Here is a 24,231-nt window from a genome sequence, read left to right as displayed (position 1 = left end):
CTATTCAGGAGGAAGAAATGGAATATATCGTTGTCTGCGTAGCGGCGCTTATTGCATCTGGTCTTACCTTGTTTTCAGGTTTTGGTTTGGGCACACTACTGATGCCGGTAACAGCCCTTTTTTTCCCAATAGAACTTGCCATCGCCATTACCGCGATAGTCCATCTTGCGAATAACCTGTTCAAAGTGGGTTTGATGGGCGGGCAGTCTGAAAAATCCGTCCTAATCAAGTTTGGCGTTCCTGCCGTCCTAGCCGCCCTTATAGGTGCAACACTGCTCAATCGGATAGGATCAGTCCCAGCCATCTATCATTACATAGCTTTTGGCCGAGAGGTCGAAATCTCGTCAATAAAACTGGTAATCGGAATTCTTATTATTCTATTTGTTGCCCTGGAACTGTCAGAGCGTTTTTCACGAATTAAACTTGATAGGAAGTGGTTGCCTTTAGGTGGAGTCGTTAGCGGCTTCTTCGGAGGACTTTCCGGTCACCAGGGCGCCTTCAGGAGCATGTTTTTGCTTAAGGCCGGCCTCGGTAAGGAAGCATTCGTTGCAACCGGTATTGTACTTGCGGTCATGGTGGATTTATCTCGAATGACAGTATATGGTGCAGGCGCCTTGGCGTATGGGAATAACGCCCAGTGGGGGCTGGCAGGTGCTGCCAGCATTTCCGCCTTTCTCGGGGCTTACGTCGGAGCCAAAATACTGAAAAAGGTTACCATTCGTTTCATACAGTTGGCTGTATCCGCCTTACTGATAGTTGTTGCTATCGGACTTATTTCAGGCTTAATGTGAGGCGAGGCGGCACCAACGCTTTTTGGATTGTATGGATTTTAGGTGGTCACCATTTCGATCAGAGGAGCAGTTCTGGGAAGGAAGAAGATGTAAGCTGGCATCTACTACCGAAATCTTGACACAAGACCCGAATATGGACTAAATTAAGTCTCATAAAAAAAGGAGGTGCTGTCATGAGACTGTCCGGCAGTGTCAGACCGATCAGTTATTTTAAGTCACATGCTTCTGAAATCATAAAGAATCTGAACGAGCAGCGGGAAGCCATGATCATCACGCAGAACGGTGAAGCCAAAGCGGTCATCCAGGATATCGAAAGCTATGAGCAAACCCGGGAGACCATGGCGCTTTTGAAAATTCTGGCCCTGGGCATGCGCCAGATCGAGGAGGGCCAGGTATTAACGGCGCAAGAGGTGATTGGCCGGCTGAAGAAACAAACAGAGGTCACCTGATGGCCTGTAAAATATGGCTGACCAGAGACGCGGCCGAAGACCTGAACGAATTATATGCCTGGCTTTCCCGTTACGACTCCCCTCAAAAAGCCGATCATGTCCTGGAAAAAATCGAGAAGGCTTTTACCGGTTTGACCGAACACCCCGACCGCGGCGCTTATCCGAAAGAATTGCTGGAACTGGGGATTCGTGAATACCGGGAAGTTTTTTTCAAGCCTTACCGCATCATTTACCGCGTTATCGGCAAGAACGTCTATGTGCTGTTGATTGTCGACGGCCGTCGTGACATGCAGTCGGTATTGCAACGACGATTGCTGGGCGCATAATGTGCATCGCACAGCGGCAACAACGAACTGACAACATTCACAGAGGACAATATGACGACATCAAGAGATCACTGGAATGCCATCTTTTCAAAGAAAGCCGATACTGAACTCGGCTGGTATGAGAAGGATGTTTCGCAAACGATCAAATTTCTTGATCGGATTCCGCAGGACGCGCCGGCTTGGATTTTTCTTCCTGGCGCGGGGACATCTATACTGGTCGACGAACTCCTGGCCAGAGGGCACAACCTCATTTTGAATGATATCAGCGACGATGCCCTGAATAAGCTTAAGGACAGAATCGGGTCTAACGGAAAAGTGACGTGGCTTCACCATGACATCTCCAAACCCCTACCGGCAGATATCCCCCCGGTGGATATCTGGATTGATCGTGCCGTTCTCCATTTCCTGCTCAACGAACAGGACATCCAGGGATATTTTACCAACCTACGGTCCGCGATCAAGCCGGGGGGGTGGGCGTTACTGGCAGAGTTTTCAACCGCGGGTGCTCAAAAATGCGCCGGTCTTGAGGTTCATCGTTATTCCATTGAAGAAATCAACAGACGTATGGGACAACGGTTTGAACTCAGGGACCATGAGGAGTATGTCTACATCAATCCATTCGGTGATTCGCGCCCCTATGTATATACATTATATAAAAAACATGACGGCTAACCCAGGAAGGAGGAACTCATGTGGGAATACACGGACAAGGTCAAGGACCATTTTTTAAACCCCCGGAATGTAGGTGATATCCCCGATGCCGACGGGGTTGGGGAGGTGGGCTCCATGGCCTGCGGCGACGCCCTGCGGCTGACCTTCAAGCTCGACGAGAACAAACGCATCCAGGACGTCAAGTTCCAGACCTTCGGCTGCGCCAGCGCCATCGCCTCCTCGTCGGCCCTGACCGAGATGCTCATGGGCAAGACCCTGGAGGAGGCGGAAAAGATCACCAACGACGACATCGCCGACTTCCTGGGCGGACTGCCCAAGGAAAAGATGCACTGCTCGGTCATGGGCCGGGAAGCCCTGGAAAAGGCCATTCTCAATTACCGGGGGGAGGCGGAAAAGCAGCTCGACGGCAACCTGGTCTGCGAGTGCTTCGGGGTTACGGACAAGACCATCGAGCGGGCCGTGCGTGAAAACCATTTAAAGACCGTGGAGGACGTGACCAATTACGTCAAGGCCGGCGGCGGCTGCGGCAAATGCCATGAGAACATCCAGAAGATCATCGATGATGTTTACAACCGGCAGAAAATTCTGATCACGCCGGTGTCAGGTAAAATGACCAACATCCAGAAGATCCGGCTCATCGAGGAAACCCTGGACCGGGAAATCCGGCCGGCCTTGAAGAAGGACGGCGGCAGCATCGAACTGATCGACGTGGACGGTAATAAGGTCTTTGTCAAGCTGACCGGCACGTGCGCCTCCTGCAAGGCCTCCCAGGTGACGCTCAAGCATTATGTGGAAACCCGGCTGCGGGAGATGGTGACCCCGGATCTGGTGGTCGAGGAGGTGAAACCATGACGGTAATCTACATGGACAACAACGCCACCACGGCCGTGGCACCGGAGGTTCTGGAAGTCATGCTGCCCTTTCTCAGGGATCATTACGGCAATCCTTCCAGCATGCATTCCTTTGGCGGCCAGGTCGGCCGGCACATTGCCGAAGCGAGGGAGAAAGTGGCGGCCCTGATCAACGCCTCGCCCGAAGAGATCATTTTCACCTCCTGCGGCACGGAAAGCGACAACACCGCCATCCGGGCGGCCATCGCCTCCAGTCCCCAGAAGAAACACATCATCACCAGCCGGGTGGAGCATCCGGCCATAAAAAATTTATGCGAGCACCTGGCCGGAAACGGGTATCGCGTGACCTGGGTGCCCGTTGACCGGGAGGGCCATCTGGATGAAGGATATCTCTACAACCATCTGACCGATGACACGGCCGTTGTCAGCCTCATGTGGGCCAATAATGAAACCGGCGTGCTTTTTCCTATTGAGCGGATTGCCGGCAAGCTCCGGGAGCGGGGCATCGTTTTTCACACCGACGCTGTCCAGGCCGCGGGCAAGGTCCCGGTGGACGTGCAGAAGGCCGGGGTGGACATGCTTTCTCTGTCCGGCCACAAGATTCACGCGCCCAAGGGGATCGCCGCCCTTTATGTCCGCAAAGGCACGAAATTTTCACCCTTCCTAATCGGCGGACACCAGGAACGTGGACGGCGGGGGGGCACAGAGAACGTGGCCGCCATCGTCGGCCTGGGCCGGGCCGCCGAACTGGCCGGCGCCCACCTGAACGAAATCGACACCCGCGTCCGGGCCATGCGGGACCGGCTGGAGCAGAGACTGCTGCAGGTCATTCCCCATGCCATGATCAACGGCCACAAGGAGGAGCGGCTGCCTAACACGTTGAGCATCAGTTTTGAGTTCGTGGAAGGCGAATCCATCCTGCTGATGATGGACCAGTTCGGCATTTGCGCCTCCTCGGGTTCGGCCTGCACTTCCGGATCGCTGGAACCCTCCCACGTGCTCCGGGCCATGGGCGTGCCCTTCACGGCGGCCCACGGCTCCATCCGGTTCAGTTTGAGCACCTATAACACCGAGGCTGAGATTGATGTGGTCATCGAAAAGCTGCCGCCCATTATCCAGCGACTCCGGGAATTGTCGCCGTTCGGGAGGGATAAGGCGTGCAAAGTACAATAGAAAACCATCGACTCTTACAAATTAATTATTATCAATTAGCAATTGATTATTGATTATTAAAACAATCTATTAGTGCTCATTTGATATGGCCAAAGGCGACGATATCCAGGAACGGCTTATTGATTTTGCGGTAAAGATTATCAGAAATAATAAATAATAATCAATTGTTAACAGTTAATAATTAATGCTTTTTGTCAGTTGGAAAAGAGCGCAAGGATCTTATCGAGGTAGACTGAACATGAAAAGCAAAGAGGGAAATCGGCGCGTCAAGAAGTGCCGGACTGATGTGGCGGCGTATTCCGGTTTTCGTTCCCGTCTGTCCGGGATCGTGAAGAATATCGCCGCCGGGTGCGACGACACCAAATGCTATGCCCACATCGATTACGAACAGCTTCCGTCCCGGGACGCGGTGATCGACATTCTGCATAGAATGCGGGCCATTCTTTTCCCGGGGTATTTCAGCAACGGCCATCTTGACCCGGTGAACCTGGATTATTTTATCGGCACCACCGTGTCCGAGCTGTTCGACATGCTATCCGAACAGATCCGCCGGAGCGTCCGGCACGAATGCTTCAAGTACGACCTGGCCTGCACCTCCTGCGCCGAGCGGGGGCACGAAAACGCCCTGGCCCTGCTGGAAGCGGTCCCGGCACTACAGGAGACTCTCGGCCGGGACATCAACGCCATCTCCGAAGGCGACCCGGCGGCCAAAAGCTATGACGAAATCATCTTCAGCTACCCGGGCATGTTCGCCGTCACCGTTCACCGCATCGCGCACATCCTTCACGCCCTCGGCGTTCCGCTGCTGCCGCGCATGATGTCGGAATATGTCCATGGTGAAACCGGCATCGATATCCATCCCGGCGCCAACATCGGCGAACGGTTCGCCATCGATCACGGCACCGGCGTGGTCATCGGCGAAACCACCGATATCGGCCGGAACGTCCGGATGTACCAGGGCGTGACCCTGGGCGCCCTGTCCCTTCCCAAGGAAATTGTGGAGGAAATGAGAGACAAGAAGCGGCATCCCACCATCGAAGACGACGTGATTATCTACGCCGGTGCGACCATCCTGGGCGGGGATACGGTCATCGGCGCCCGGTCGGTCATCGGCGGCAACGTCTGGATCACGGAATCGGTCCCGCCCGACACCACCGTCATGCTGGAGACACCCCATCTGATCTACAGAAAGAAAGGCAAAAGAGCATGAACATTTTCCCCGGCATCCGGCACACCATCGGAAATACGCCCCTGGTCCGGCTGAACCGGATCAACCAGGGCGGACGGGCGACGATCCTGGCCAAGCTGGAATACTTCAATCCCCTTGGCAGCGTCAAGGACCGGATCGCCGCGGCCATGATCGAAGCCGCGGAAAGAGAAGGAAAGATCGGGACGGGAACGCTCATCATCGAGCCGACCAGCGGCAACACCGGCATCGGTCTGGCCTTTGTCTGCGCCGTCAAGGGATACCGGCTATGTCTGACCATGCCGGAAACCATGAGTCTGGAACGGAGAAAACTGCTTCGGCACCTGGGCGCGGAACTGGTGCTGACCGACGGGAAGCTGGGCATGAAAGGCGCCATCGCCAAAGCCGTGGAACTGGCGGCCGCTACTCCCGGCGCCTTCATGCCCGATCAGTTCAGCAATCCCGCCAACCCGGCGGCCCACCGGGCCGCCACCGCCGAGGAGATCTGGCGGGACACCGGCGGCCAGGTGGACATCTTCGTTTCAGGCGTGGGCACCGGCGGCACCATCACCGGCGTTGGTCAGGCCATCAAGGCGCGGAAGCCGTCTTTTAAAGCCGTCGCCGTCGAACCCGCCGCGTCACCGGTACTTTCCGGGGGGGAGCCCGGGCCGCACAAGATCCAGGGAATCGGCGCCGGTTTTATTCCCGGCGTGCTGGACCGGTCGGTGATCGACGAAGTCGTTGCGGTGACCAATGAGGAAGCGTTCGATACCGCCCGGCGTCTGGCCAGGGTAGAAGGTCTGCTTTGCGGGATATCATCCGGCGCGGCCGCGACCGCCGCCTTGACCATCGCCGCCCGCCCCGAATCGGCCGGAAAAACCATCGTCGTCATTCTTCCCAGCACCGGCGAGCGTTACCTCAGTACAGAGCTTTTTTCAGATCCTGCCTGAGAAAGCATGGGGAAAGATTATTTTTCCGTCTCCTGCCGGACCAGAGCCTGCCATGGCCAGGTCGGGCTTTTTTCCTGTGAACGTGCCCGATGTTCGCAAAGAAATTTCCCGCAGACCGGGCAATCGTCGTCCGTGCATGGATCCATATGAATAATGACTACGGCTCTGCCGTCAAAACGCCGGATGATCAACTGCTCCATCTCGTCGGCTTCCTGATGAGCTGTTTCCAGAGTTAAATCGGCGGGCAGGATCAGATGCAGGTCGATGTTGATCAGGGCGCCGGAACGGAAAGCCCGCAACTGGTGGATGTCGATCCAGTTTTCCCGGCGATGCCGGCAGATGGTTTCCGAAACGATTTGCAGCAGTTCCGGATCAGACTCATCCATCAATCCGCCGAAGGACTTTCTCACCAGCATCATTCCGGTAAACAGAATATTGACGCCCACGGCGCAGGCTACAATTCCGTCCAGCCGATACCAGCCGGTGAAGTAAACCAGGACCAGGCCGAGAATGACGCCGACGGTGGTATACACATCGGTCAGTACATGCCGGCCATCGGCCATCAGGGTCAGGGAATCGGTTTTTTTGCCCATGCGGATCAGAAAAAGACCCAGAAGGAGATTGACGCCGCTGGTGGCGGCCATTAAGAGAAGACCGGACTCCAGGCGGGGTAAGGGCAGGGGATTGAAGATGCGCGGGATGCCGGTCCAGAAGATGCCGATGGCGGCCAGGGCGATCAGCAGGCCTTCGAAGCCGGCGGAAAAAAATTCGATTTTACCGTGGCCGTAGGGATGGCTTTTGTCCGGCGGGGCCGCCGCAAGGATAATACTGACCAGGGCAAATCCGGCGGCAACCACATTGATGATGGATTCCAGGGCATCGGACAGAACGGCTGAAGAATGGGTGATATGGTAGGTGTAGAATTTCACCGCCAGCAGTATAACGCTGACCATCAGAGACAATGCGATCGACAGGAGGCGGGTCCGGAACGCCTTCATCACTATTTATCCCTGGGCAAACATCCGGTAATAGATATCCGAGATATAAACGACTCCGATGGGCCGGTCGTTAACCAGAACCGGAAGCCGGCGGTAACGGTTTTTTACCATGCGGTCGAGCACGGCCATCAGGTGCTCGTCGGGAGAGGTGCTGACAATATTATGGCTCATGATCTGATGCACTTTTTTGTTTTTCAAATCATGGATAAGTTTTTCGGTCTGACCTTCCCAGGAAACCTCGTCGCCGTTGATGCCGTAATTCAGATACGTCGGCCGGAGATGGTAGAGGATATCAAACATGGTAATGACGCCGGCCAGCCGCAGAAAATCGTCATGAACCATGAGACTGATGGTCTTATGTCCTGATTTTCTGATTTTTCCGTTCAGAATCATGTTGATGGCATCCTCCATGGGGGCGTTCACATGGATTTTGTCAAAATCCGTCACCATAATGTCTTTCGCGCAGAGTGTCATGGCCGTTTTCCCGTTCAAAAAGTTTTGTAAGTATAAGGGCAGAGACAACATACCAAAGTTAAAGCCGATATCTATAACAGGCCCGGGGCGGGTGTCAATCTTATTCCAGCGATTTTATGGTTTTCAGATCAGGGACCAGAGCATTTTCGTCCCGATAACGTACAGGAAAACCGCGAATATTTTTTTTAGCCGGTCCACCGGCAGGCTGTGGGCCAGTTTCGCGCCAAGGGGAGCGGTCAGGATGCTGGCGGCGGCAATGCCCAGGAGCGCTTCCACGTGGACAAAGCCCAGGGTATGGGACGGCAGCCCCGCGGCTTTCAGGCCGTTGACGACATAACCGATTCCCCCGGCCACGGCGATGGGAAAGCCGATGGCGGCGGAAGTTCCGATGGCGTGATGCACGGGAATGTTACACCAGGCCAGAAACGGCACGGACAGGGAGCCGCCGCCGATGCCCACCAGGCTGGAAAAAGCGCCGATGACACCGCCGGCGGCAATCATGCCCGGCGCCCGGGGCAGGGACCGGCCGGGTTTGGGCTTGAAGCCCAGAACCATCTGCGTGGCCACGTAGTAAAGGAAGAAACCGAAAAACCCCTTTAGGAAGCGGGTGGACAGCAGGGCGGCGATATACGACCCGCCGAAAGTGCCCAGCAGGATGCCCGGGGCGATAGCGATTACCGCCGGCCAGACCACGGCCCCGTGTTTGTGATGAGACCGGAAACTGGATACCGAGGTGAACATGATGCTGGCCAGGGATGTGCCCAGGGCCATGTGAAGGATGTGCGCGGGGGCAAAGCCCTGGGCCGTGAACAAAAAGGACAGCATCGGCACGATGATCAGTCCGCCGCCGACGCCCAGAAGACCGGCCAGCACGCCCACGGCCGCGCCCAGAACGATGTATGAGATGATCCATATCATGAGCATCAACTATCCTTAATTCACCCCGATAACCGTCGGGAACCCTATCCCTTTTTTCCGGATAATTCAACCACAATCCCTGGGCCCCTTGAATCCTCGACCCTTCCAATCCTGTTCCCCGGGCAGGCGGGTATGACAAAGACCATGCTTTTTCATCGGCCCACTCCTAAACGCCTTTCAGCAGAATATTCTTGTTTTCCGGCCCAAACGGATACAGAATGTCCTTTCCAAAAGCATGATATCAAACCGGACTAACGATAAGGAGAAGACGATGGAAAAGGATCAGGTAAACGAAAATCCGACTCCCCAGGGGGTGACCAGAAGAGAAGCATTGAAACTCTCGGGCATGGCCCTGGGCGGGGTCGTCCTCGGCAGCGGCATGATCGGTCAGACAACGGTCAAAGCGCTGGCGGCCGACAGCAATTGTCAGGAGCAATGCCCGCCGGCTCCCGCCTGTACCTGGGGAGACGCGGTCCAGGCCCAGCAGTACAGTTACTTTGACGGTCTGGACGAGTTCTACCCCATCGATCAGTCCACCTCGACGACCATCCCGCGTCTGGGCAGAAACGAAATGCGGATCACTTTCATGGGTTCATGCATTCCGCTGAACCTGCGCCGGGTCCAGCAGATGATGAGCATCTTTGTCGAGGTCGGCTGGGACGACGACAAACAGATGCCCGCCGACCAGTTTGTCTTCGACTGCGGTTCCGGGGTGTGCACCAATTATACCGCCATGAATGTCAACTACGGCCGGATGGACAAGATCTTTCTGACCCACCTGCATGGCGATCACATGAGCGATCTGGTCCACATTTACTGTTTCGGCCCTTCGTCGGACCGCAAGAGTCCCCTTTATGTGTGGAGCCACGGAAATTCAGGCGTGACTGCTCCCGGCGGCAAGCGCTATGATGACGGCGTCAAGTCCTTCTGCAGTCACTTGCGGAAAGCCTGCCGCTGGCATTCGGAGAGCTTCAGTTTTCAAACCACCCGGTATTACGGATATCCCAAGCCCGGTGAAGTTAAAAAGAAATGGGGACTGCCTTGCGATCCCCAGCCGGTGTCCGATGACCGTTACGATGATGCCTATGCCATGATCCCCATTGAGCTGGACTGGACCAAGTACGGAAAAAAAGCCGGTGATAATATCGCCTATCACAACCGGGATACCGGCGTTAAAATCACCCATTTCCCCGTGATCCATGCCCGCCAGGGCTCCATCGGCTACAAGCTCGAATGGCTGACCCCGGACGGTGATATCCTGTCCATGATTTTCACCGGTGACACCAAACCCGAATACCACAGCATCGAGCAGGCCAGGAACGGGGGCAAGGGAGTGGATGTTTTTATCCATGAAATGGGCTTGCCCGCGGAAGTCTGGGCTTTTATGAATCTCGGCCTTGACGCGCCTCCGCCGGACGGTACCCCGGGGTGGGATGCCGCCGTCAATGAAATAAAAATGGTTCAGAACAGCTCCCATTCGCCCCAGGGCGCCTTCGGATATGTTCTCAGCCAGATCACGCCCCGTCCGCGCCTGACCGTGGCCACCCACATGCCGGTGTCCGACGCCACGGTGGCCTGCGCCAAGAAAAGCGTCCAGGAACACTTTCCCAATGAGGTCGTTTATCAGGGCAACAACCCCGGCAACGGAGACGTGCGCATGACCTGGTCCTTTGACCGCATGGTCATCACCGTGTCAAGGGACGCGATCATCGAACAGAAGGCGAATGTTTCCGACTTCTGCAACCCCGCCGCCACCAATCTTCCCTCCGGCGATGCCTATCCGGCCAAGTACCATAACCCGGACGGCAGCGGCGATCCTTTCGCCCAGATCGAGCGGAAAACGGAGATTCCCTCCTGCAACCGGGAAACAGATGCCTGCAACTTCCGTGAGGATGGCTATTAACCCAGGATTTCCTTAACCTTGTTGGTCAGGACAGAAACGGAAAAAGGCTTCTGGAGAAAGTGGAGTCCCGGATCCAGGACGCCGTGGCGGGAAATGATGTCGGCGGTGTAGCCGGACATGAACAGGGTTTTAATCCCCGGCCGGAGAGGCGTGATCCGGTCCGCCAGAGCCCGGCCGTTCATTTCGGGCATGACGACGTCGGTAATCAGCAGGTGCACCGGCTCCTGATATGACAGGGCCGTTTCCAGCGCCTCGCCGGGTGACCTTGCCGCCAGCACCGTGTATCCGTGCATTTTCAGGACCGTTTCGGTAAAAGCCAGAACCGTTTCATTGTCTTCGACCAGCAGGATGGTTCCTGAACTCCGGGTCGGCGTTTCTATGACGGTCTGGTCTTTTGTCAGGGTTTCATTTGATCGGGGAAGATAAACGCGGACGACGGTCCCCTGGCCCGGCCGGCTGTCCACATCGATCAGGCCCTGGTTCTGTTTGATGATGCCGTATACCGTGGCCATTCCAAGCCCCGTTCCCCGGCCCATTTCCTTGGTGGTAAAAAAAGGCTCGAAAAGGTGTTCCAGTATTTCCTGGTCCATACCGTAGCCGCTGTCCCGCATCTCCAGGAGGACATATTCACCGGGTTTCCAGTCCGAATGTCGCTGACAGCAGTGATCGTCAAGCGAAACATTGCCGGTTTCAATGATCAGGTTTCCCTGGCCGGAAATGGCGTCCCGGGCGTTGACCGCCAGGTTGGTCAGGATCTGATCAATCTGGGCGGTATCCATTTTGACCGGCCACAGGTCAGTTCCGGGCTTCCAGGTCAGTTCGATATTTTCGCCGATAAGACGGCGGAGGAGATTCAGTATACCGGTTACGGCTTCGTTGAGGTCCAGCACCCGCGGATTGGCGGTCTGCCTGCGGGCGAACGCCAGGAGCTGCCCGGTCAGGTCGGCCGATCGCTCGGCGGTTTCTTTGATCAAGGTAAGGTTGTCATGCATGCGACCGGATGGATCGGACACGGCCAAGGCCAGTTCGGCGTAGCCGAGAATCGCCTGGAGCATATTGTTGAAATCATGGGCTACGCCCCCGGCCAGCCGCCCCAGGGCCTCCATCTTACGGGCCTGGAGCAGTTGCTCTTCCATTGCCTTTCGCTCGGAAATATCAAGACCGACGCCGATCAGATAATGCTTACCTTCAAACTGAATACGCAGGCCGGTGAAAAAGTATGGAATCTGTTTACCGTCTTTTACGACGAGATGGGCTTCCGCGGAAGACGACCCTTTTTCATACACTTCTTTTATCCGTTCCGCGACCAGATCTTTGTCGGTGCCTTCAAAAAAGTCCAATGGGGAGGCCTGTCCGATCTCTTCCGGGGATTTGCCGGTAACAATTTCCAGGTTCCGGTTCCAGCGCAGGTATCGGCCGTTTTCGTCAAAAAGGTAGAAAATACCCGGCAGGCTGTTGATCATGTGCTCTGAAAGAAGCTGTTCATTAAATAGATTTTCCTGCATTTTTTTACGTTCGGTGATATCGATTTCTATGCCATCCCAGCAGGTATCACCGTTTTCCAGCCGGCGAGGACTGGAAGCAAAATAGGACCAGCGGATGGTTCCGTCCGGATTTTTCATCCGGCATTCCGTGGAAAATGGGATAAAGTCCGCATTCGCCGTTTCCTCTTCGGCGTGTACCCTGGGAAAATCCTCCTCAAGAACACGGCTGTAAATTCTGCCGGCATCGGCCATGGCCTCTTCCGGCGAACATCCATAAAAGCGCCAGACCGCGTCACTCACATAGGTGAAATTCCGGTGACTGTCTTTGCTTCGGACAATCTGGTAGAGCATGCCGTTGGGCAGATGGTTGCCGATGGAGTGGACCAGAGCCTCGCTTTCCCGCAGCGCCTCTTCCGCTGTTTTCCGACGAGTGATATCTTCTACCAGGACAAGCTGATCATCAGGCGGGACATCGGGTTGCCACATGGGCAGAACGGTCAGATTGACCCAGGCCAGTGAACCGTCTTTACGGATATAACGCTTCTCCATGGTAAAGGCGCGGATGCTTCCTTCCCGCAGTTGTCGCAGATGGTCAAGGTTCTTCGGAAGATCGTCCGGGTGGGTGAAGGTGCGCCAATCCAGCTCTTTCATCTCCTCCCGGGTATAGCCGAGGATATCGCAGAAACGCTGGTTGATCCGGACGACTCGAAAGGTATCAATCTTGCTTTGAGCCACTCCGACAACATTCTGTTCGAATAGAGCCTGGACCAGGGCCTCGTTTTCCGTGAAGGATGACTGGGAAGACATATCGTTACTCCTTAACGGCCGGGAATCGATAAAACTTTTAAGGCAAAACCATAGATTCGTTAATTGTAATAGTTTGTTATTATAACTTTTGTTTATAATAGTTTAACGATCATGTCAATGTGATTTCCGGCATTGAACTTCTACCGTAATCATGGTATTCCTCCGGGAAAATCATTCGCGTCTTGAATTCGACCGGAAATTTTTAGTTTCAGGGCTTAGCTGAACAAAAATCTTAGTCGTTGCATCCATGAGCGATTTCAATAAAAAAAAAGCCGCTTATCATCATATCTGTAATGTTTACGATGAGCATATCGCCTCAATAAAGCGTGCCTGCGGTCCGGGTTGCGCCGAATGCTGCACCATCAATGTCACCCTGACTTCCCTGGAAGGATATCTGATCGCCGAAACGCTGGAGCGGTCAGGGCATGGCTACTTGTTCGAAACGCTGGCGGGTTATGCCGCCAGGCGGAGGTTCATACCGCAACAAACCCTGAATCAGGCGGCGGAAAAACTGTTCCGGGGAGATCCCATCGCCGATGAGACCAATGATCCGGACTGGGGGCATTGCCCCTTGCTGATTGACAATCAATGTCCGGTCTATGAAGTGCGTCCTTTTGCCTGCCGCTGCATGGTATCGGAGGAGAGATGCCGGCAGGGGGTATACGCGCTCATGCCGCCGCTCACCGTGTCCGTCAATCAAGTCATGATGCAATATATCGAACATGTGGATCAGGACGGGTTTAGCGGAAACATCATCGATGTTTTGAAATATATGCGGTCCCCGGACCATCGGCGGCAATACCGGGAAGGCGGCCGGCTGGATTACAACGGGTTTGAGTTGATCCGCAACCATCCCGCCAGGCATTTGCTGGCGGAGCCGGAACACAGGGAATCGATCGAGCCCCTTTTGGCAGAGTTGAACAGAGGGGGTTGAGAAGTACAGGGTTTAAGGTAAAAGGGACAAGGTTTAAGATTCTTTTATGACATCGCATCGCAACCCGCTGCTGACGGTTGATATTATCATTCAGTGCCGTTCCGGAATCGTTCTGATCGAAAGGAAAAACCCGCCCCACGGCTGGGCCCTGCCGGGCGGGTTTGTGGATTACGGTGAGCCGGTCGAAGTTGCCGCCGTCAGGGAAGCGGCCGAAGAGACCGGCCTGGTTGTCAATTTGATAGAACAGTTTCACGTTTATTCCGATCCGTCACGGGATCCCCGTCATCACACCGTGTCCGTGGTGTTCATCGCCGATGCCGAGGGCTTTCCTGAAGCCGCCGACGATGCCGCCCGGGCCGGAATATTTACTCATGATAGGCTGCCGCGGCCCCTGGCCTTTGACCACGGCCGCATCCTTTCCGACTACTTCCGGTATGTCCGGGGCGAAAAGAAAACCATCATTTTCCGTTAACCCCCACACCTTAAACCATGAACCTTAAACCTTACACCCTTTACCTTTTTACCTATTTTTTTCTTGCACCCCGGGAATCAGCCTGATATGTATAAAAAATTTTTCGGCAGGGTTCCCGGCATTGACCGGACAACATGAAGCAGGAAATCTTTTAGATTCAACAGGATAGTCGTCACAATGAAACACAGTTCACAGCCATTGAGGAACATCGGCATCAGCGCTCACATTGACTCGGGTAAAACCACGCTTACCGAGCGGATACTTTTCTATACCAAGCGGATTCACGCCATTCACGACGTCAAGGGCAAGGACGGCGTCGGCGCCACCATGGATTTCATGGAACTGGAAAAGGAACGGGGCATTACCATCGCTTCGGCCGCCACCTTCTGTGAATGGAAAAAATGCAGCATCAACATCATCGACACTCCGGGTCACGTTGATTTTACCATCGAAGTGGAGCGGTCGCTCCGCGTTCTGGACAGTGCCGTTCTGGTGCTGTGCGCCGTGGGCGGGGTCCAGTCCCAGTCCATCACCGTGGACCGGCAGATGAAACGGTATAATGTTCCCTGCCTGGCCTTTGTAAACAAGTGCGATCGCAGCGGGGCCGACCCCTATCGCGTGGCCCGGCAACTGAAGGAAAAACTCGGCCATAATGCCGTGCTCATGCAGATTCCCATCGGCCTGGAGGCCGACTTCGAAGGGGTGGTCGACCTGGTGACCATGAAGGCGTTCTATTTTGACGGAGAAAACGGGGAAACCATCCGGGTTTCGGAAGTCCCTGAATCCCTGAAAGAGAAAGCCCGGGAAATGCGTGAAGCGCTGATCGACGCGGCTTCCGCCTTTTCCGATGAACTGACCGATGCCATCCTGGAAGAGAAGGAGGTCAGCGAAGCCATGCTGGTTAAGGCCGTCCGGCAGGGCGCTTTTGCCCGCGGCTTAACACCGGTATTCATGGGATCGGCCTATAAGAACAAAGGGGTTCAACCGCTCCTGGACGCGGTAATCGAGTACATGCCCGCGCCGGAAGACGCTGAAAACACGGCCATTGATCTGGATAAAGACCAGGAGTTGATTACGCTGACGCATGATCCGGACAAACCGGTGATCGCCCTGGCTTTCAAGCTGGAGGACGGCCGGTTCGGTCAGCTGACTTATGTGCGCGTGTATCAGGGAACCCTGTCAAAAGGGGAAATCGTCGTCAACGTCAGAACCGGTAAAAAGGTCCGGATCGGCCGGCTGGTGCGCATGCATGCCGATCAGATGGAGGATATCGAGACAATTTCCGCCGGCGGCATCGGCGCCCTGTTCGGCGTTGATTGCGCCTCCGGCGACACCTTTACGAGCGACGGACTCCGGGTGACGATGACGTCCATATTCGTGCCCGACCCGGTTGTTTCGCTGGCGGTCAAGGCCAACGATAATAAATCGGAAATCGCCATGTCCAAGGCGATCAACCGGTTCACCAAGGAAGACCCGACCTTTAAGACCCACGTGGATAAAGAGACCAACGAAACGATCATCCAGGGCATGGGAGAATTGCACCTGGATGTTTATCTGGAGAGGATGCGGCGGGAGTATGATGCCGCCATCACCGTCGGCAGCCCCCAGGTGGCCTACCGGGAGACCATTACCCGGCGGGTGGAATTTAATTACACGCATAAAAAGCAGACCGGCGGCGCCGGCCAGTATGGACGGATCGCGGGATACATGGAACCGGCTCCGGGAGAGGGTTTTGTTTTTTCGAACAAGATTACCGGCGGAAGCATTCCGACACAATATATTCCGGCCTGTGAAAAAGGCTTTCAAAAGTGCATAGAAAAAGGGCCCTGGCTTGAATTTCCCGTGGTGGATGTAAAAGTGGAAATCAACGACGGCGCCTCCCACGCGGTGGATTCGTCGGAAATGGCATTTGAACAGGCGGCTCGCGGCGCCTTTGTCTCCGCCTACCGCCAGGCCGGACCGGTCATCCATGAGCCCATCATGAAAGTGACCGTTGAAACACCGCCCGAATTCCAGGGAGGAGCCATGAAACTGCTGAATCAACGGCGCGGCATCGTCGTCGGCACCCAGGACGAAGGCGTTTCCTGCTGCATTGAAGCGCAGGTTCCGCTGGCGGAAATGTTCGGCTTTTCCAACGTCCTGCGATCATCCAGCCAGGGGCAGGCCCAGTTTACCATGGAGTTCATGGCCTATCAGCAAGTACCGGCAGCCATTGCCGAAGAAATAGAAAAAAAGAGAACTCAAAAGCAGGAGAAATAGATGCAGCCTGAACTGTCAACCGCACCCGGACCCCTGGCCCCCGTGGCCGGTATCGTCAATGCCGCCGTGTCCCCCGGGAAACTGGGAGCCGTGGTGGCGCGCGCCGGAATGGGGAAAACCTCTTTTCTGGTCCAGACCGCCCTGTATGCCATGATGACCGGGAAAAACGTCTTGCACATCAATCTGTCCGATACCGTCAAGAAAACCGCTCTCTGGTACAATGAGGTGTTTAACCTGATGACGGCGCGCTGCGGCCGGACGGATAAAGGATTTTCTCTGCCGCCGCTGCTGGCCCGCCGGCTGATCATGACCATGAAAATCGCCGGTTTCTCCATTGACGCCGTCCGGGAGCGGCTGATGGATTTTATTGAGCAGGGCGTTTTTTCGCCGCAAATGGTGGTCCTGGATGGCGTGAAGTTTGATGGGTCGGCCAGGGAAACCGTGGCCGCCGTCAAAGAGCTGGGCCGGGAACTCTCCTTCGGCGTCTGGCTGTCCGTCCCGGCCCACCGCGAGGAAGCCCGTGATGAACGACAGCGGCCGGCGGGGTTCGCCGCCGTGGCCGATCTGTTCGATGTCGCCTGGGAACTGTTGCCGGAAGGGGACAGGATCCTGGTCCGGGCCCTGGCTGCCGGAACGTCCGCTCCCGTTGACCCGGGCCTGTATCTGAATCCGTCGACTCAGATGCTGGACGTGGCGTAATAATCAACCCGAAGATTTGAATCCGGTGCGAAGCAGCGAATCCCGGCTGATCATGCCTTTAAACCGACCCTCCGCATCTACCACGGGAAGTCGTTTTAACTGCCGATCGATCATCAGGCTGATGGCCTCTTCGATCAGCATTTCTTCCCCGGTCGTGGTCAGATCGGTCGTCATGACGGTTCCGGCGGTGGTGTTGGCCAGAACCGCTTCGGACGCTCCGCTCACTTCCTGCTGAATATGACGGGCCATCCGGGAAAGCCGCTGCCAGATACCGGTTGGCTCATGACGGAAAAATCGCAGCAGATCCCGGTCCGATATCAACCCCAGCAGCCTGCCGGCCTCATCCACAACGGCTACCCGCTGGATATCGTTGTCGTCGATGATGCGGATCACCTCCTCAAGAGGGGTGTCCGGAGAAACCGCGTGCGTGTCCCGCCTCAGAATATCGGCCACCCGCTTGAGCTGGGTGACGTCGATGTCCTGGGCGCTGAAGGCATTCCAGTCAGGTGCTTCCCGCATGACCGTCCGAAAGACGTCAACCCGCGACAGAACGCCGGAAATCCGCCCCAGCGAGTCGGTCACGGGCAATCGCTTGACGCTCTTGGCCAGCATCAGTTCCACGGCCGCGGACAGAGGCTGATCTTCGGCAATCATCACCGCCGGACTGGTCATGACCTCCGCGGCCCGGCGGGCGGCCATCTGATTCAATACCCCATCCAGCCGGTTCCGGTCCGTTTCAGCCAGCAAACCCAGCCGCAGAGGAAGACCGCCTTTACGGATCAAGTCCCCCTGGCTGATGACGCCGACCGGGCGCCGATCTTCATCGATTACCGGTACGCCCGTGAACACCGATGAAAGCAGCAGCCGGGCCACATCGACCAGCCGGGTATCGGGGGTTACACTTCGGGGATCGGCCGTCATCACATCACGCACCATCAGTTGCCTGGGGAAAAACGCGTTGCGGGCCCGGTGACGGATGACTTTCAGATCATGTAAAGCGATAATGCCGTCATTGATCTTGCTGTTCAAGCCGTCCAGAACCCGATCGCACTGACCGGCCGGGACAACGATGTAAATCCGAATGGGCATGTTGAAGGAGAGGATTTCGATCCGGCTGGTGGCGGTTTCGCCGCTTTCGTAACAACCGGCCACGCCCCGGGTGACAATGCAGCGGGCTCCGATTTTCAGGCCGCGCACGTAATCGATGACCGCCTCGGTCAGCGGTTTGCCCTGGTAGCGGGCCGACTCGCTGGTGAATATTTCAATGGCTTTATAATCGAGCATCATGGCCTCTATTTAAGGTTTCCCACCCACACACCGGCCAGTGTAAGGAAAAACCCGCCGATATTATTGACAAGAATGTTGACCAGGGGGAGTAGGACCAGGCCGGAACGGCCGGCATTAACCGTTTCCAGGGAAAAAGAAGAAAAAGTGGTCAGGGCTCCCAGATAGCCGGTGATCAGCAGCAGGCGCATTTCCGGCGTCACCAGCCGGCCGCGGTCGGCCAGAGCGAAGATCAGGCCGACCAGAAAGCATCCCGTCAGGTTGACGATAAGCGTGCCCCAGGGGAAGTGGGTGCCCCACAGACGGGCGGTCAGCAGGCCCACGCCGTAGCGGCTGATCGCGCCCAGGCTGCCGCCAAGCATTACCAGCATCAGTTTATTGAGTTCAGACGTCACCATCCATTTCCTTACATCCAATCGGTGGTTCTTTCAATCGGTATTTTCCAAAACATCAGGGAAAACGGCTGTTCGGGCAAAGGGCGCAATGGCCTTCCGGACCGCTCCGGTGAATTCGTAAAAAAGCGGGGTCCGGTGGCGTCTGCCGTCAGGGCTGAGGTCCCGGAACATCACGGCACGCAATCCCCGGCTGATTTCCATCTGGATTCCCATGCCGCGGCCGCACAGGTTGCAGACATTCTTATGGTCGGTGGCGCCCAGCCGCAGATCAGCGCGGTCATCCACGGGAAAACCCGCTTCGTGAAGACGCTTGATAATCAGTTGTTTTAACTCATCGTCCAGTCCGCCCATATACACAATCCGTTCCATGTCAGCGCAACCGTGAATGGATATAATGATCTTCGAATGGCAGGCCATCTCCATGGCGATCGGTTCATCAAAATGGGTGCTGGTAATATGCAGGGACAGGTTCCCTCCCGTTTTTATGCCTTCAAAGGAATAAAAGGAATGTTCCGGGCCGGCAATGGCATCGGCGATGCGGGTGGTCCCGGGCTCAATCTCACCTCCATGGATACTGATGACGGCAATGCCCGAATCGCCGATCCGCCAGCGAATGCGATAGTCGGCACCCAGGCGTTCGTGAACTTTAAGATCATCATAGTTTAAGTATTGGTCCATATCAGTCAAGAAATTCCCGCTTTTCATGTTTTAAAACGGTTTGCTGGTACTATTCCCTTGACATAACAGTTGTTTACTTTAACATATATCGGCCATGCAGATAAAACTGAAAATATCCATTCTCAACGACCAGGGTTATCAGGCCATCGGCCCCGGTCCTCTGCGCCTGCTGGAAAAAATCGGAGAGCACAAGTCGATCAACAAGGCGGCAAAGGCCATGAAGCTTTCTTATGTCAAGGCGTTAAAAATGCTTAGTTTTCTTGAAAAAGACATGGGCCGGGCCATGGTCATCCGCACCAGGGGCGGCAATGATCGCGGCGGCACCCGACTGACGCCGTTCGCTGAAAAATATATCCGTCACCTTCGTGAACTGGAGAAAAAAATCAATCAATACGCGGAACGTGAATTTTATCGATTCGAAACCCGGGTCAATGAATTCGATACGGATGAGAAGCAGTCCGGATGACTACTTGAATATCCGCTTCAGCAGTTGATCGGCTTTTTCACCCAGTTTGTCTTCCACTCCTTTCTGGACCTGATCTTCCACTGCCCTGGTCGCCGCGTTGCGCATCAGGCGGTTGAGGGTATCGCCGTCAGCCGTGACGCGGGGGTTGGACACGTCTCCTTTTATGGCACATGGGATCTCCATCTGCCGGTCTTTGTTAAGGAAATATCTTAAAGTTTTGTCGTTTTCAAAACGCCCGGAGGCGTCTCTGGACAGGAACAGAACCGTATCAAGATCCAATTTTTTATCCAGGCCGATGGTTCCGTTACCGGAGAGATTGAAATCAGCGGTGGCCATGGTCATTGTCTCCAGATGGATCAACTCCTCCCGGATATTGAATTTTCCGGCAAGCTGCGTGAACTCGGTTTCGTTCAGATGCTGGCCCGCCTTGGGTGATACGGCCAGGGCCAGGGCGGACAGTCCCTGGAACTTAAGCAGGCTTTCCCCCACGGCATCCAGCACATTCACCCCGACCAGTTTGCCGTTGACGATATCGGCCGATCCGCCGCCGGTCAGGCTCTTTGAAATCGCCGGCCAGTCGCCACCTTTGCCCTGAAGGGACAACCGACTGGAAACATCGCCGTAAAAAGTGTCTTTGACGCTGGTAAATTGATTGAGGGCGTCGTTGGCATTGATTTTACTGGTGGACAGGTTTGTGCTCCACCGGGGAGAGGCCATGTCCGTCAGATCGACGACGGCGTCGGCCGAAATGTTTCCCCCGAACGTATCCAGGCTTAGACGGTTCAGAGTCGTAACACCGTCGGCATAAAGGAACCGGGCGGCGATGTTTTCGATCACCATGTTGTCGTATTTGCATTTCTTGAGGGCGATATCACCTTCTATCCGCATGTCCGGAATTTTATCTCTTTTAGCGGGCCTGCGGCTGGATTCCGGTTCGTCCATGGGGGGCGGCTTTGGACCGGATTCCTTGGTTTCCGGCGTGGCCGGCGGGAGGAAAACACCCACGTCCAGGTAGGATGAAGCCACCTGAACCTTGATGTCCGGTTTGCCGGAATCGCTTACGGTGGCATCGATGGAAAGGTCTGATGGTTCGGCGCCGGCGATTGATTTTATGCTGATCTTCCTGTTTTTACCGTCCGTCATCAGGTCAAACGTCATGTTCAGCTGCGATCCGGCCGGTTTGTCGAACGCGTTTCCAAAACGGATGGCGCTTTTGTCCAAAATGATTTTTCCGGACAGGGCCGGCGTTTTCATGGACCCGGACAGGTCCGAGGTGATTTCCCAGGGGCCGTTTAAAACAATCCGTTCTCCGGGAGCGGCCGGTTTCCCCGTATCCCGCAAGGTTACTTCCAGCTTGTTCCAGTCGATGGTTGTCCGGCAGCGCAGTTGATCCTGGAGCCGGCCTTTAACCGTAACATCCGCTGTTACGGCGCCGGACGGTGTCTCCAGGCCTTTCACTACAGTGGCCAGATGCGCGAGGTTGAGGTCTTTAAGGGATAAAGACAAATCCAGGGGAATGATCTCCGGAACCAGGCTGGTGCCCACGGGGCCCAGGTTTCCGGAAAGCGACACATGTCCCGCCTTGGGACCGCTGTAAATATCAGTCCCGAGTTCAACATCGATTTTACGTGTTAATGAAACGCCTTTTAACGACAGGTTGAATTGGTCCAGTTTGATCTCAATGGGTGAACCGGCGCCGGACGCGTCGGAGAAGGCAAAAGTCCCGTCTTTAATCGAGATGCCGGATATCTGAATGTTTTTTAAAGCGGCCAGCGGATCTCCGGGAGTGGTTTCCGGTTCAGGCTTTTCCCCGGTTTTTTCCGCCGGAGGTCCGGCCGGGAACATATCCGCGAAATTGAACACCCCCCGGGCATTCTTTCCAATCCGGACGGACGGTTTATCGAGAAAAACCGACGAAATCATCACCTGCTTATGAAGAAGCGGCAGCAACCGGAGAGAGACATTGAACCGCTCGATGCTGACGAAATGGTCCTTACCGAAATCCGGGTGGTCGGAAACCGTGACGTTTCTGATTTCCGCGCCCAGCCCGGTCAATACGGACAGCCTGACATCACCGATGGATATATCTCTGTGGAGCTGTTTCTCCAGGGCGGGAATCTGCCCGGCCACGATGGAATCAATATCGATAAAAAAAGGCAGGGAGACCCCGGCCGCGACAACCAGCGCCAGGAAAATACCGGCGGCAATCAGAATTTTTTTCATCAGTCTGTGTCTCCATGATGCCGTTACAGGGGCAAGGCGCGCCGTGCCCTGCTACTTCGAATCCCAGAATTGCGCCCGGGGAGTCCCGGCCAGAATGTTCGACTTGGCGCCCATCATGGTTTTATAACCGCCGCTCAGGTTCCGGACATTGAATCCCTTCTGGGACAGGATGCGGTATCCCACGTATCCCCGCAAACCGATGGCGCAGAACATAATGTACTGTTTATTGGGATCAAGCTCTTTTGACCGGTCACGGAGCTCCGGCAGGGGGATATTCAGAGCGCATGAGATTTTACCGGCTTCTTTTAACTCCACGCTGTTCCTGAGGTCAATTAAAACGGTCGTTTCCGGATCAATATCAATTAATTCCCGCCACTGAATATTGCGCACATCGCCCTTGAGCACGTTGGCCGCCACAAAGCCGGCGATATTGACCGGGTCCTTGGCCGATGAATAGGGCGGGGCATAGGCCAGCTCCAGTTCCTCCAGGTCATAAACCGTCATGGCGCCGTGGATGGCGGTGGCGATTACGTCGATCCGCTTGTCCACGCCGTCTTTGCCGATAATCTGGGCGCCCAGGACTTTCCCGCTGCCGGGTGAAAATAACAGCTTGATGGCCATCATTTCCGCTCCCGGATAATAGGTGGCATGTGAATTCGAATGCGTATAGCTGACCAGGTGGGGGATCCGGCGGTCGATCAGGGTGCGTTCGCTGGCGCCGGTGGAGGCGACGGTCAGGTCAAACAGCTTGACCACCGACGTGCCCAGCACGCCCCGGAAGACACTGCCCCGGCCCATGACATTGTCGGCGGCGATACGGGCCTGCTTGTTGGCGGGCCCGGCCAGCGGCAGCATGGTCGGGAACCCGGACACAAAATCCCTGACTTCCACGGCGTCTCCTACCGCGTAGATATCCGGATCGGATGTCTGCATGGCGGCGTTGACCACGACCCCGCCGCGGGCGCCGATCTCAAGCCCGGCCTCTTTGGCCAGCCGGTTCTCCGGCCTTACGCCAATGGACAGAACCGCCAGGTCGCAGGGCAGTTTCAGGCCTTTTTCCGTGTGGACGGTCAGGCGGTCATCGTCTCTGGAAAAACCGCTGATGCCGTCTCCGAGAATACAGGTTACGCCTTTTTCTTTGAGATGAGCGGTCATGAAACTGGCCATCTCACCATCCAGGGGAGGCATGACCTGGTCAAGTTTTTCCACGATGGTGGTTTTCACCCCCCGGTGGATCAGATTTTCGGCCATTTCCAGGCCGATGAACCCGCCGCCGACGACCACGGCTTCTTTCGGATTCCGGGAATCGACAAAGGCCTTGATACGATCGGAATCGGGAATGTTGCGGAGGTTGAAAATATTTTCCAGTTCTATCCCTTTCAGGGGAGGCTTAATCGGCTCCGCCCCCGGTGACATGATGATTTTATCGTAATTTTCACGATACGTTTCACCGGTTTTCAGGTTTTTTACCTCAACCTGCTTTTTCTCGCGGTCAATGGCGGTCACTTCCGTAAAAGTCCGGACATCAACGGCATACCGTTTCATGAAATCGGCGACTGTTATCACCAGCAGGTTGTCTTTTTTCTTGATGACGCCGCCGATGTAGTACGGCAGCCCGCAGTTGGCAAAAGAAATAAATTCTCCGCGTTCAAATAGAATAATTTCGGCGTCTTCATTCAGCCTCCGGGCCCTGGCAGCGGCCGTGGCGCCGCCGGCGACGCCGCCGATAATCAGCAGTTTCATTTTCGTACCTCCCAATTTGATATTCCTTCGGGCATTGCGCCCGGCAATGTGGTCATGTCCATGGCTAAAAAATCTATAACAAGTGCCCTCAAAAAA

23 protein-coding genes are annotated in these 24,231 nt (G+C 55.5%); 14 read left to right on the top strand and 9 right to left on the bottom strand.

Annotated features, from left to right (window positions below; all coding sequences use genetic code 11):
• Window positions 1–17: 17 nt before the first annotated feature.
• The 8 genes from AB1724_14170 (at window position 18) to cysK (ending at window position 6,398) form a co-directional block, all read left to right on the top strand.
• Entirely contained in the window at window positions 18–791 is a 774-nt protein-coding gene (locus tag AB1724_14170; GenBank protein MEW6078956.1) for a sulfite exporter TauE/SafE family protein, read from the top strand.
• 173 nt (window positions 792–964) lie between these two features.
• Window positions 965–1,240: a type II toxin-antitoxin system Phd/YefM family antitoxin gene (locus AB1724_14165; protein MEW6078955.1), complete on the top strand. Its 276-nt coding sequence runs from the start codon at window positions 965–967 to the stop codon at window positions 1,238–1,240.
• Entirely contained in the window at window positions 1,240–1,566 is a 327-nt protein-coding gene (locus tag AB1724_14160) for a type II toxin-antitoxin system RelE/ParE family toxin (protein ID MEW6078954.1), read from the top strand. The genes AB1724_14165 and AB1724_14160 overlap by 1 nt, the downstream gene beginning before the upstream one ends.
• Before the next feature lie 51 nt (window positions 1,567–1,617).
• A complete protein-coding gene (locus tag AB1724_14155; protein ID MEW6078953.1) occupies window positions 1,618–2,238 on the top strand; it encodes a class I SAM-dependent methyltransferase in 621 nt (206 codons plus the stop codon).
• 18 nt (window positions 2,239–2,256) lie between these two features.
• A complete protein-coding gene (nifU, locus tag AB1724_14150; GenBank protein MEW6078952.1) occupies window positions 2,257–3,090 on the top strand; it encodes a Fe-S cluster assembly protein NifU in 834 nt (277 codons plus the stop codon).
• Window positions 3,087–4,262: a cysteine desulfurase NifS gene (gene nifS, locus AB1724_14145; GenBank protein ID MEW6078951.1), complete on the top strand. Its 1,176-nt coding sequence runs from the start codon at window positions 3,087–3,089 to the stop codon at window positions 4,260–4,262. The genes nifU and nifS overlap by 4 nt, the downstream gene beginning before the upstream one ends.
• Before the next feature lie 238 nt (window positions 4,263–4,500).
• Window positions 4,501–5,472 carry a serine O-acetyltransferase EpsC gene (gene epsC / locus AB1724_14140; protein ID MEW6078950.1) on the top strand — a complete coding sequence of 324 codons (972 nt, stop codon included), beginning with the start codon at window positions 4,501–4,503 and terminating at the stop codon, window positions 5,470–5,472.
• Complete coding sequence (cysK, locus tag AB1724_14135) at window positions 5,469–6,398, top strand: cysteine synthase A (GenBank protein MEW6078949.1); 930 nt, start codon at window positions 5,469–5,471, stop codon at window positions 6,396–6,398. The genes epsC and cysK overlap by 4 nt, the downstream gene beginning before the upstream one ends.
• A gap of 17 nt (window positions 6,399–6,415) precedes the next feature.
• Here the strand turns inward: cysK and AB1724_14130 are convergent, their stop codons facing one another.
• The 3 genes from AB1724_14130 to AB1724_14120 all read right to left on the bottom strand — a co-directional run bounded on the left by AB1724_14130 (window position 6,416) and on the right by AB1724_14120 (window position 8,788).
• Entirely contained in the window at window positions 6,416–7,396 is a 981-nt protein-coding gene (locus AB1724_14130; GenBank protein MEW6078948.1) for a cation diffusion facilitator family transporter, read from the bottom strand.
• 6 nt (window positions 7,397–7,402) lie between these two features.
• Window positions 7,403–7,870 (bottom strand): CBS domain-containing protein, encoded by a 468-nt coding sequence (locus AB1724_14125; protein MEW6078947.1) that lies wholly within the window; start codon window positions 7,868–7,870, stop codon window positions 7,403–7,405.
• A 123-nt stretch (window positions 7,871–7,993) separates the two neighbouring features.
• Window positions 7,994–8,788, bottom strand: a complete 795-nt coding sequence (locus tag AB1724_14120) for a sulfite exporter TauE/SafE family protein (protein MEW6078946.1) — start codon at window positions 8,786–8,788, stop codon at window positions 7,994–7,996.
• A 271-nt stretch (window positions 8,789–9,059) separates the two neighbouring features.
• Between AB1724_14120 and AB1724_14115 the strand changes: the two genes are divergently transcribed.
• Window positions 9,060–10,691 carry an MBL fold metallo-hydrolase gene (locus AB1724_14115; GenBank protein ID MEW6078945.1) on the top strand — a complete coding sequence of 544 codons (1,632 nt, stop codon included), beginning with the start codon at window positions 9,060–9,062 and terminating at the stop codon, window positions 10,689–10,691.
• Here AB1724_14115 and AB1724_14110 read toward each other — a convergent pair.
• On the bottom strand, window positions 10,688–12,982 hold the full coding sequence (locus AB1724_14110) for a PAS domain S-box protein (protein MEW6078944.1): 2,295 nt from the start codon (window positions 12,980–12,982) through the stop codon (window positions 10,688–10,690). The genes AB1724_14115 and AB1724_14110 overlap by 4 nt on opposite strands.
• 247 nt (window positions 12,983–13,229) lie before the next feature.
• On the opposite strand from AB1724_14110, the gene AB1724_14105 reads away from it, so the two are divergent.
• The 4 genes from AB1724_14105 to AB1724_14090 all read left to right on the top strand — a co-directional run bounded on the left by AB1724_14105 (window position 13,230) and on the right by AB1724_14090 (window position 17,346).
• Window positions 13,230–13,916 carry a hypothetical protein gene (locus AB1724_14105; GenBank protein MEW6078943.1) on the top strand — a complete coding sequence of 229 codons (687 nt, stop codon included), beginning with the start codon at window positions 13,230–13,232 and terminating at the stop codon, window positions 13,914–13,916.
• A 46-nt stretch (window positions 13,917–13,962) separates the two neighbouring features.
• Entirely contained in the window at window positions 13,963–14,388 is a 426-nt protein-coding gene (locus AB1724_14100; protein ID MEW6078942.1) for an NUDIX hydrolase, read from the top strand.
• Between the two features lie 177 nt (window positions 14,389–14,565).
• On the top strand, window positions 14,566–16,647 hold the full coding sequence (gene fusA, locus AB1724_14095) for an elongation factor G (GenBank protein MEW6078941.1): 2,082 nt from the start codon (window positions 14,566–14,568) through the stop codon (window positions 16,645–16,647).
• Complete coding sequence (locus AB1724_14090) at window positions 16,648–17,346, top strand: cytoplasmic protein (GenBank protein ID MEW6078940.1); 699 nt, start codon at window positions 16,648–16,650, stop codon at window positions 17,344–17,346.
• A gap of 3 nt (window positions 17,347–17,349) precedes the next feature.
• Here the strand turns inward: AB1724_14090 and AB1724_14085 are convergent, their stop codons facing one another.
• The 3 genes from AB1724_14085 to AB1724_14075 are packed head-to-tail and all read right to left on the bottom strand — an operon-like array spanning window position 17,350 to window position 19,703.
• Complete coding sequence (locus AB1724_14085) at window positions 17,350–18,633, bottom strand: DUF190 domain-containing protein (protein ID MEW6078939.1); 1,284 nt, start codon at window positions 18,631–18,633, stop codon at window positions 17,350–17,352.
• A gap of 5 nt (window positions 18,634–18,638) precedes the next feature.
• On the bottom strand, window positions 18,639–19,028 hold the full coding sequence (crcB, locus tag AB1724_14080; GenBank protein ID MEW6078938.1) for a fluoride efflux transporter CrcB: 390 nt from the start codon (window positions 19,026–19,028) through the stop codon (window positions 18,639–18,641).
• A gap of 30 nt (window positions 19,029–19,058) precedes the next feature.
• Window positions 19,059–19,703, bottom strand: a complete 645-nt coding sequence (locus AB1724_14075) for a poly-gamma-glutamate hydrolase family protein (protein MEW6078937.1) — start codon at window positions 19,701–19,703, stop codon at window positions 19,059–19,061.
• Between the two features lie 94 nt (window positions 19,704–19,797).
• On the opposite strand from AB1724_14075, the gene AB1724_14070 reads away from it, so the two are divergent.
• A complete protein-coding gene (locus AB1724_14070) occupies window positions 19,798–20,169 on the top strand; it encodes a LysR family transcriptional regulator (GenBank protein ID MEW6078936.1) in 372 nt (123 codons plus the stop codon).
• Here the strand turns inward: AB1724_14070 and AB1724_14065 are convergent, their stop codons facing one another.
• Window positions 20,170–22,392: an AsmA family protein gene (locus AB1724_14065; protein MEW6078935.1), complete on the bottom strand. Its 2,223-nt coding sequence runs from the start codon at window positions 22,390–22,392 to the stop codon at window positions 20,170–20,172. It abuts the gene before it with no gap.
• Between the two features lie 51 nt (window positions 22,393–22,443).
• Window positions 22,444–24,135: an FAD-dependent oxidoreductase gene (locus tag AB1724_14060; GenBank protein ID MEW6078934.1), complete on the bottom strand. Its 1,692-nt coding sequence runs from the start codon at window positions 24,133–24,135 to the stop codon at window positions 22,444–22,446.
• Window positions 24,136–24,231 lie beyond the last annotated feature (96 nt).

This window comes from Thermodesulfobacteriota bacterium (genome assembly GCA_040753795.1).
GTDB lineage: Bacteria > Desulfobacterota > Desulfobacteria > Desulfobacterales > Desulfosudaceae > JBFMDX01.
This window is presented reverse-complemented; position numbering and strand designations above follow the sequence as displayed.

What these genes read in the sequence shown, in the direction of transcription:
- epsC (MEW6078950.1), top strand. Translation starts at nt 4,501, where the DNA reads ATGAAAAGCAAAGAGGGAAATCGGCGCGTCAAGAAGTGCCGGACTGAT.
- nifS (MEW6078951.1), top strand. Translation starts at nt 3,087, where the DNA reads ATGACGGTAATCTACATGGACAACAACGCCACCACGGCCGTGGCACCG.
- AB1724_14110 (MEW6078944.1), bottom strand. Translation starts at nt 12,982, where the DNA reads ATGTCTTCCCAGTCATCCTTCACGGAAAACGAGGCCCTGGTCCAGGCT.
- nifU (MEW6078952.1), top strand. Translation starts at nt 2,257, where the DNA reads ATGTGGGAATACACGGACAAGGTCAAGGACCATTTTTTAAACCCCCGG.
- AB1724_14105 (MEW6078943.1), top strand. Translation starts at nt 13,230, where the DNA reads ATGAGCGATTTCAATAAAAAAAAAGCCGCTTATCATCATATCTGTAAT.
- AB1724_14085 (MEW6078939.1), bottom strand. Translation starts at nt 18,633, where the DNA reads ATGATGCTCGATTATAAAGCCATTGAAATATTCACCAGCGAGTCGGCC.
- AB1724_14130 (MEW6078948.1), bottom strand. Translation starts at nt 7,396, where the DNA reads ATGAAGGCGTTCCGGACCCGCCTCCTGTCGATCGCATTGTCTCTGATG.
- fusA (MEW6078941.1), top strand. Translation starts at nt 14,566, where the DNA reads ATGAAACACAGTTCACAGCCATTGAGGAACATCGGCATCAGCGCTCAC.
- AB1724_14075 (MEW6078937.1), bottom strand. Translation starts at nt 19,703, where the DNA reads ATGGACCAATACTTAAACTATGATGATCTTAAAGTTCACGAACGCCTG.
- AB1724_14170 (MEW6078956.1), top strand. Translation starts at nt 18, where the DNA reads ATGGAATATATCGTTGTCTGCGTAGCGGCGCTTATTGCATCTGGTCTT.
- AB1724_14100 (MEW6078942.1), top strand. Translation starts at nt 13,963, where the DNA reads ATGACATCGCATCGCAACCCGCTGCTGACGGTTGATATTATCATTCAG.
- AB1724_14070 (MEW6078936.1), top strand. Translation starts at nt 19,798, where the DNA reads ATGCAGATAAAACTGAAAATATCCATTCTCAACGACCAGGGTTATCAG.
- crcB (MEW6078938.1), bottom strand. Translation starts at nt 19,028, where the DNA reads ATGGTGACGTCTGAACTCAATAAACTGATGCTGGTAATGCTTGGCGGC.
- AB1724_14125 (MEW6078947.1), bottom strand. Translation starts at nt 7,870, where the DNA reads ATGACACTCTGCGCGAAAGACATTATGGTGACGGATTTTGACAAAATC.
- AB1724_14165 (MEW6078955.1), top strand. Translation starts at nt 965, where the DNA reads ATGAGACTGTCCGGCAGTGTCAGACCGATCAGTTATTTTAAGTCACAT.
- AB1724_14160 (MEW6078954.1), top strand. Translation starts at nt 1,240, where the DNA reads ATGGCCTGTAAAATATGGCTGACCAGAGACGCGGCCGAAGACCTGAAC.
- AB1724_14060 (MEW6078934.1), bottom strand. Translation starts at nt 24,135, where the DNA reads ATGAAACTGCTGATTATCGGCGGCGTCGCCGGCGGCGCCACGGCCGCT.
- AB1724_14120 (MEW6078946.1), bottom strand. Translation starts at nt 8,788, where the DNA reads ATGATATGGATCATCTCATACATCGTTCTGGGCGCGGCCGTGGGCGTG.
- AB1724_14090 (MEW6078940.1), top strand. Translation starts at nt 16,648, where the DNA reads ATGCAGCCTGAACTGTCAACCGCACCCGGACCCCTGGCCCCCGTGGCC.
- AB1724_14115 (MEW6078945.1), top strand. Translation starts at nt 9,060, where the DNA reads ATGGAAAAGGATCAGGTAAACGAAAATCCGACTCCCCAGGGGGTGACC.
- cysK (MEW6078949.1), top strand. Translation starts at nt 5,469, where the DNA reads ATGAACATTTTCCCCGGCATCCGGCACACCATCGGAAATACGCCCCTG.
- AB1724_14155 (MEW6078953.1), top strand. Translation starts at nt 1,618, where the DNA reads ATGACGACATCAAGAGATCACTGGAATGCCATCTTTTCAAAGAAAGCC.
- AB1724_14065 (MEW6078935.1), bottom strand. Translation starts at nt 22,392, where the DNA reads ATGAAAAAAATTCTGATTGCCGCCGGTATTTTCCTGGCGCTGGTTGTC.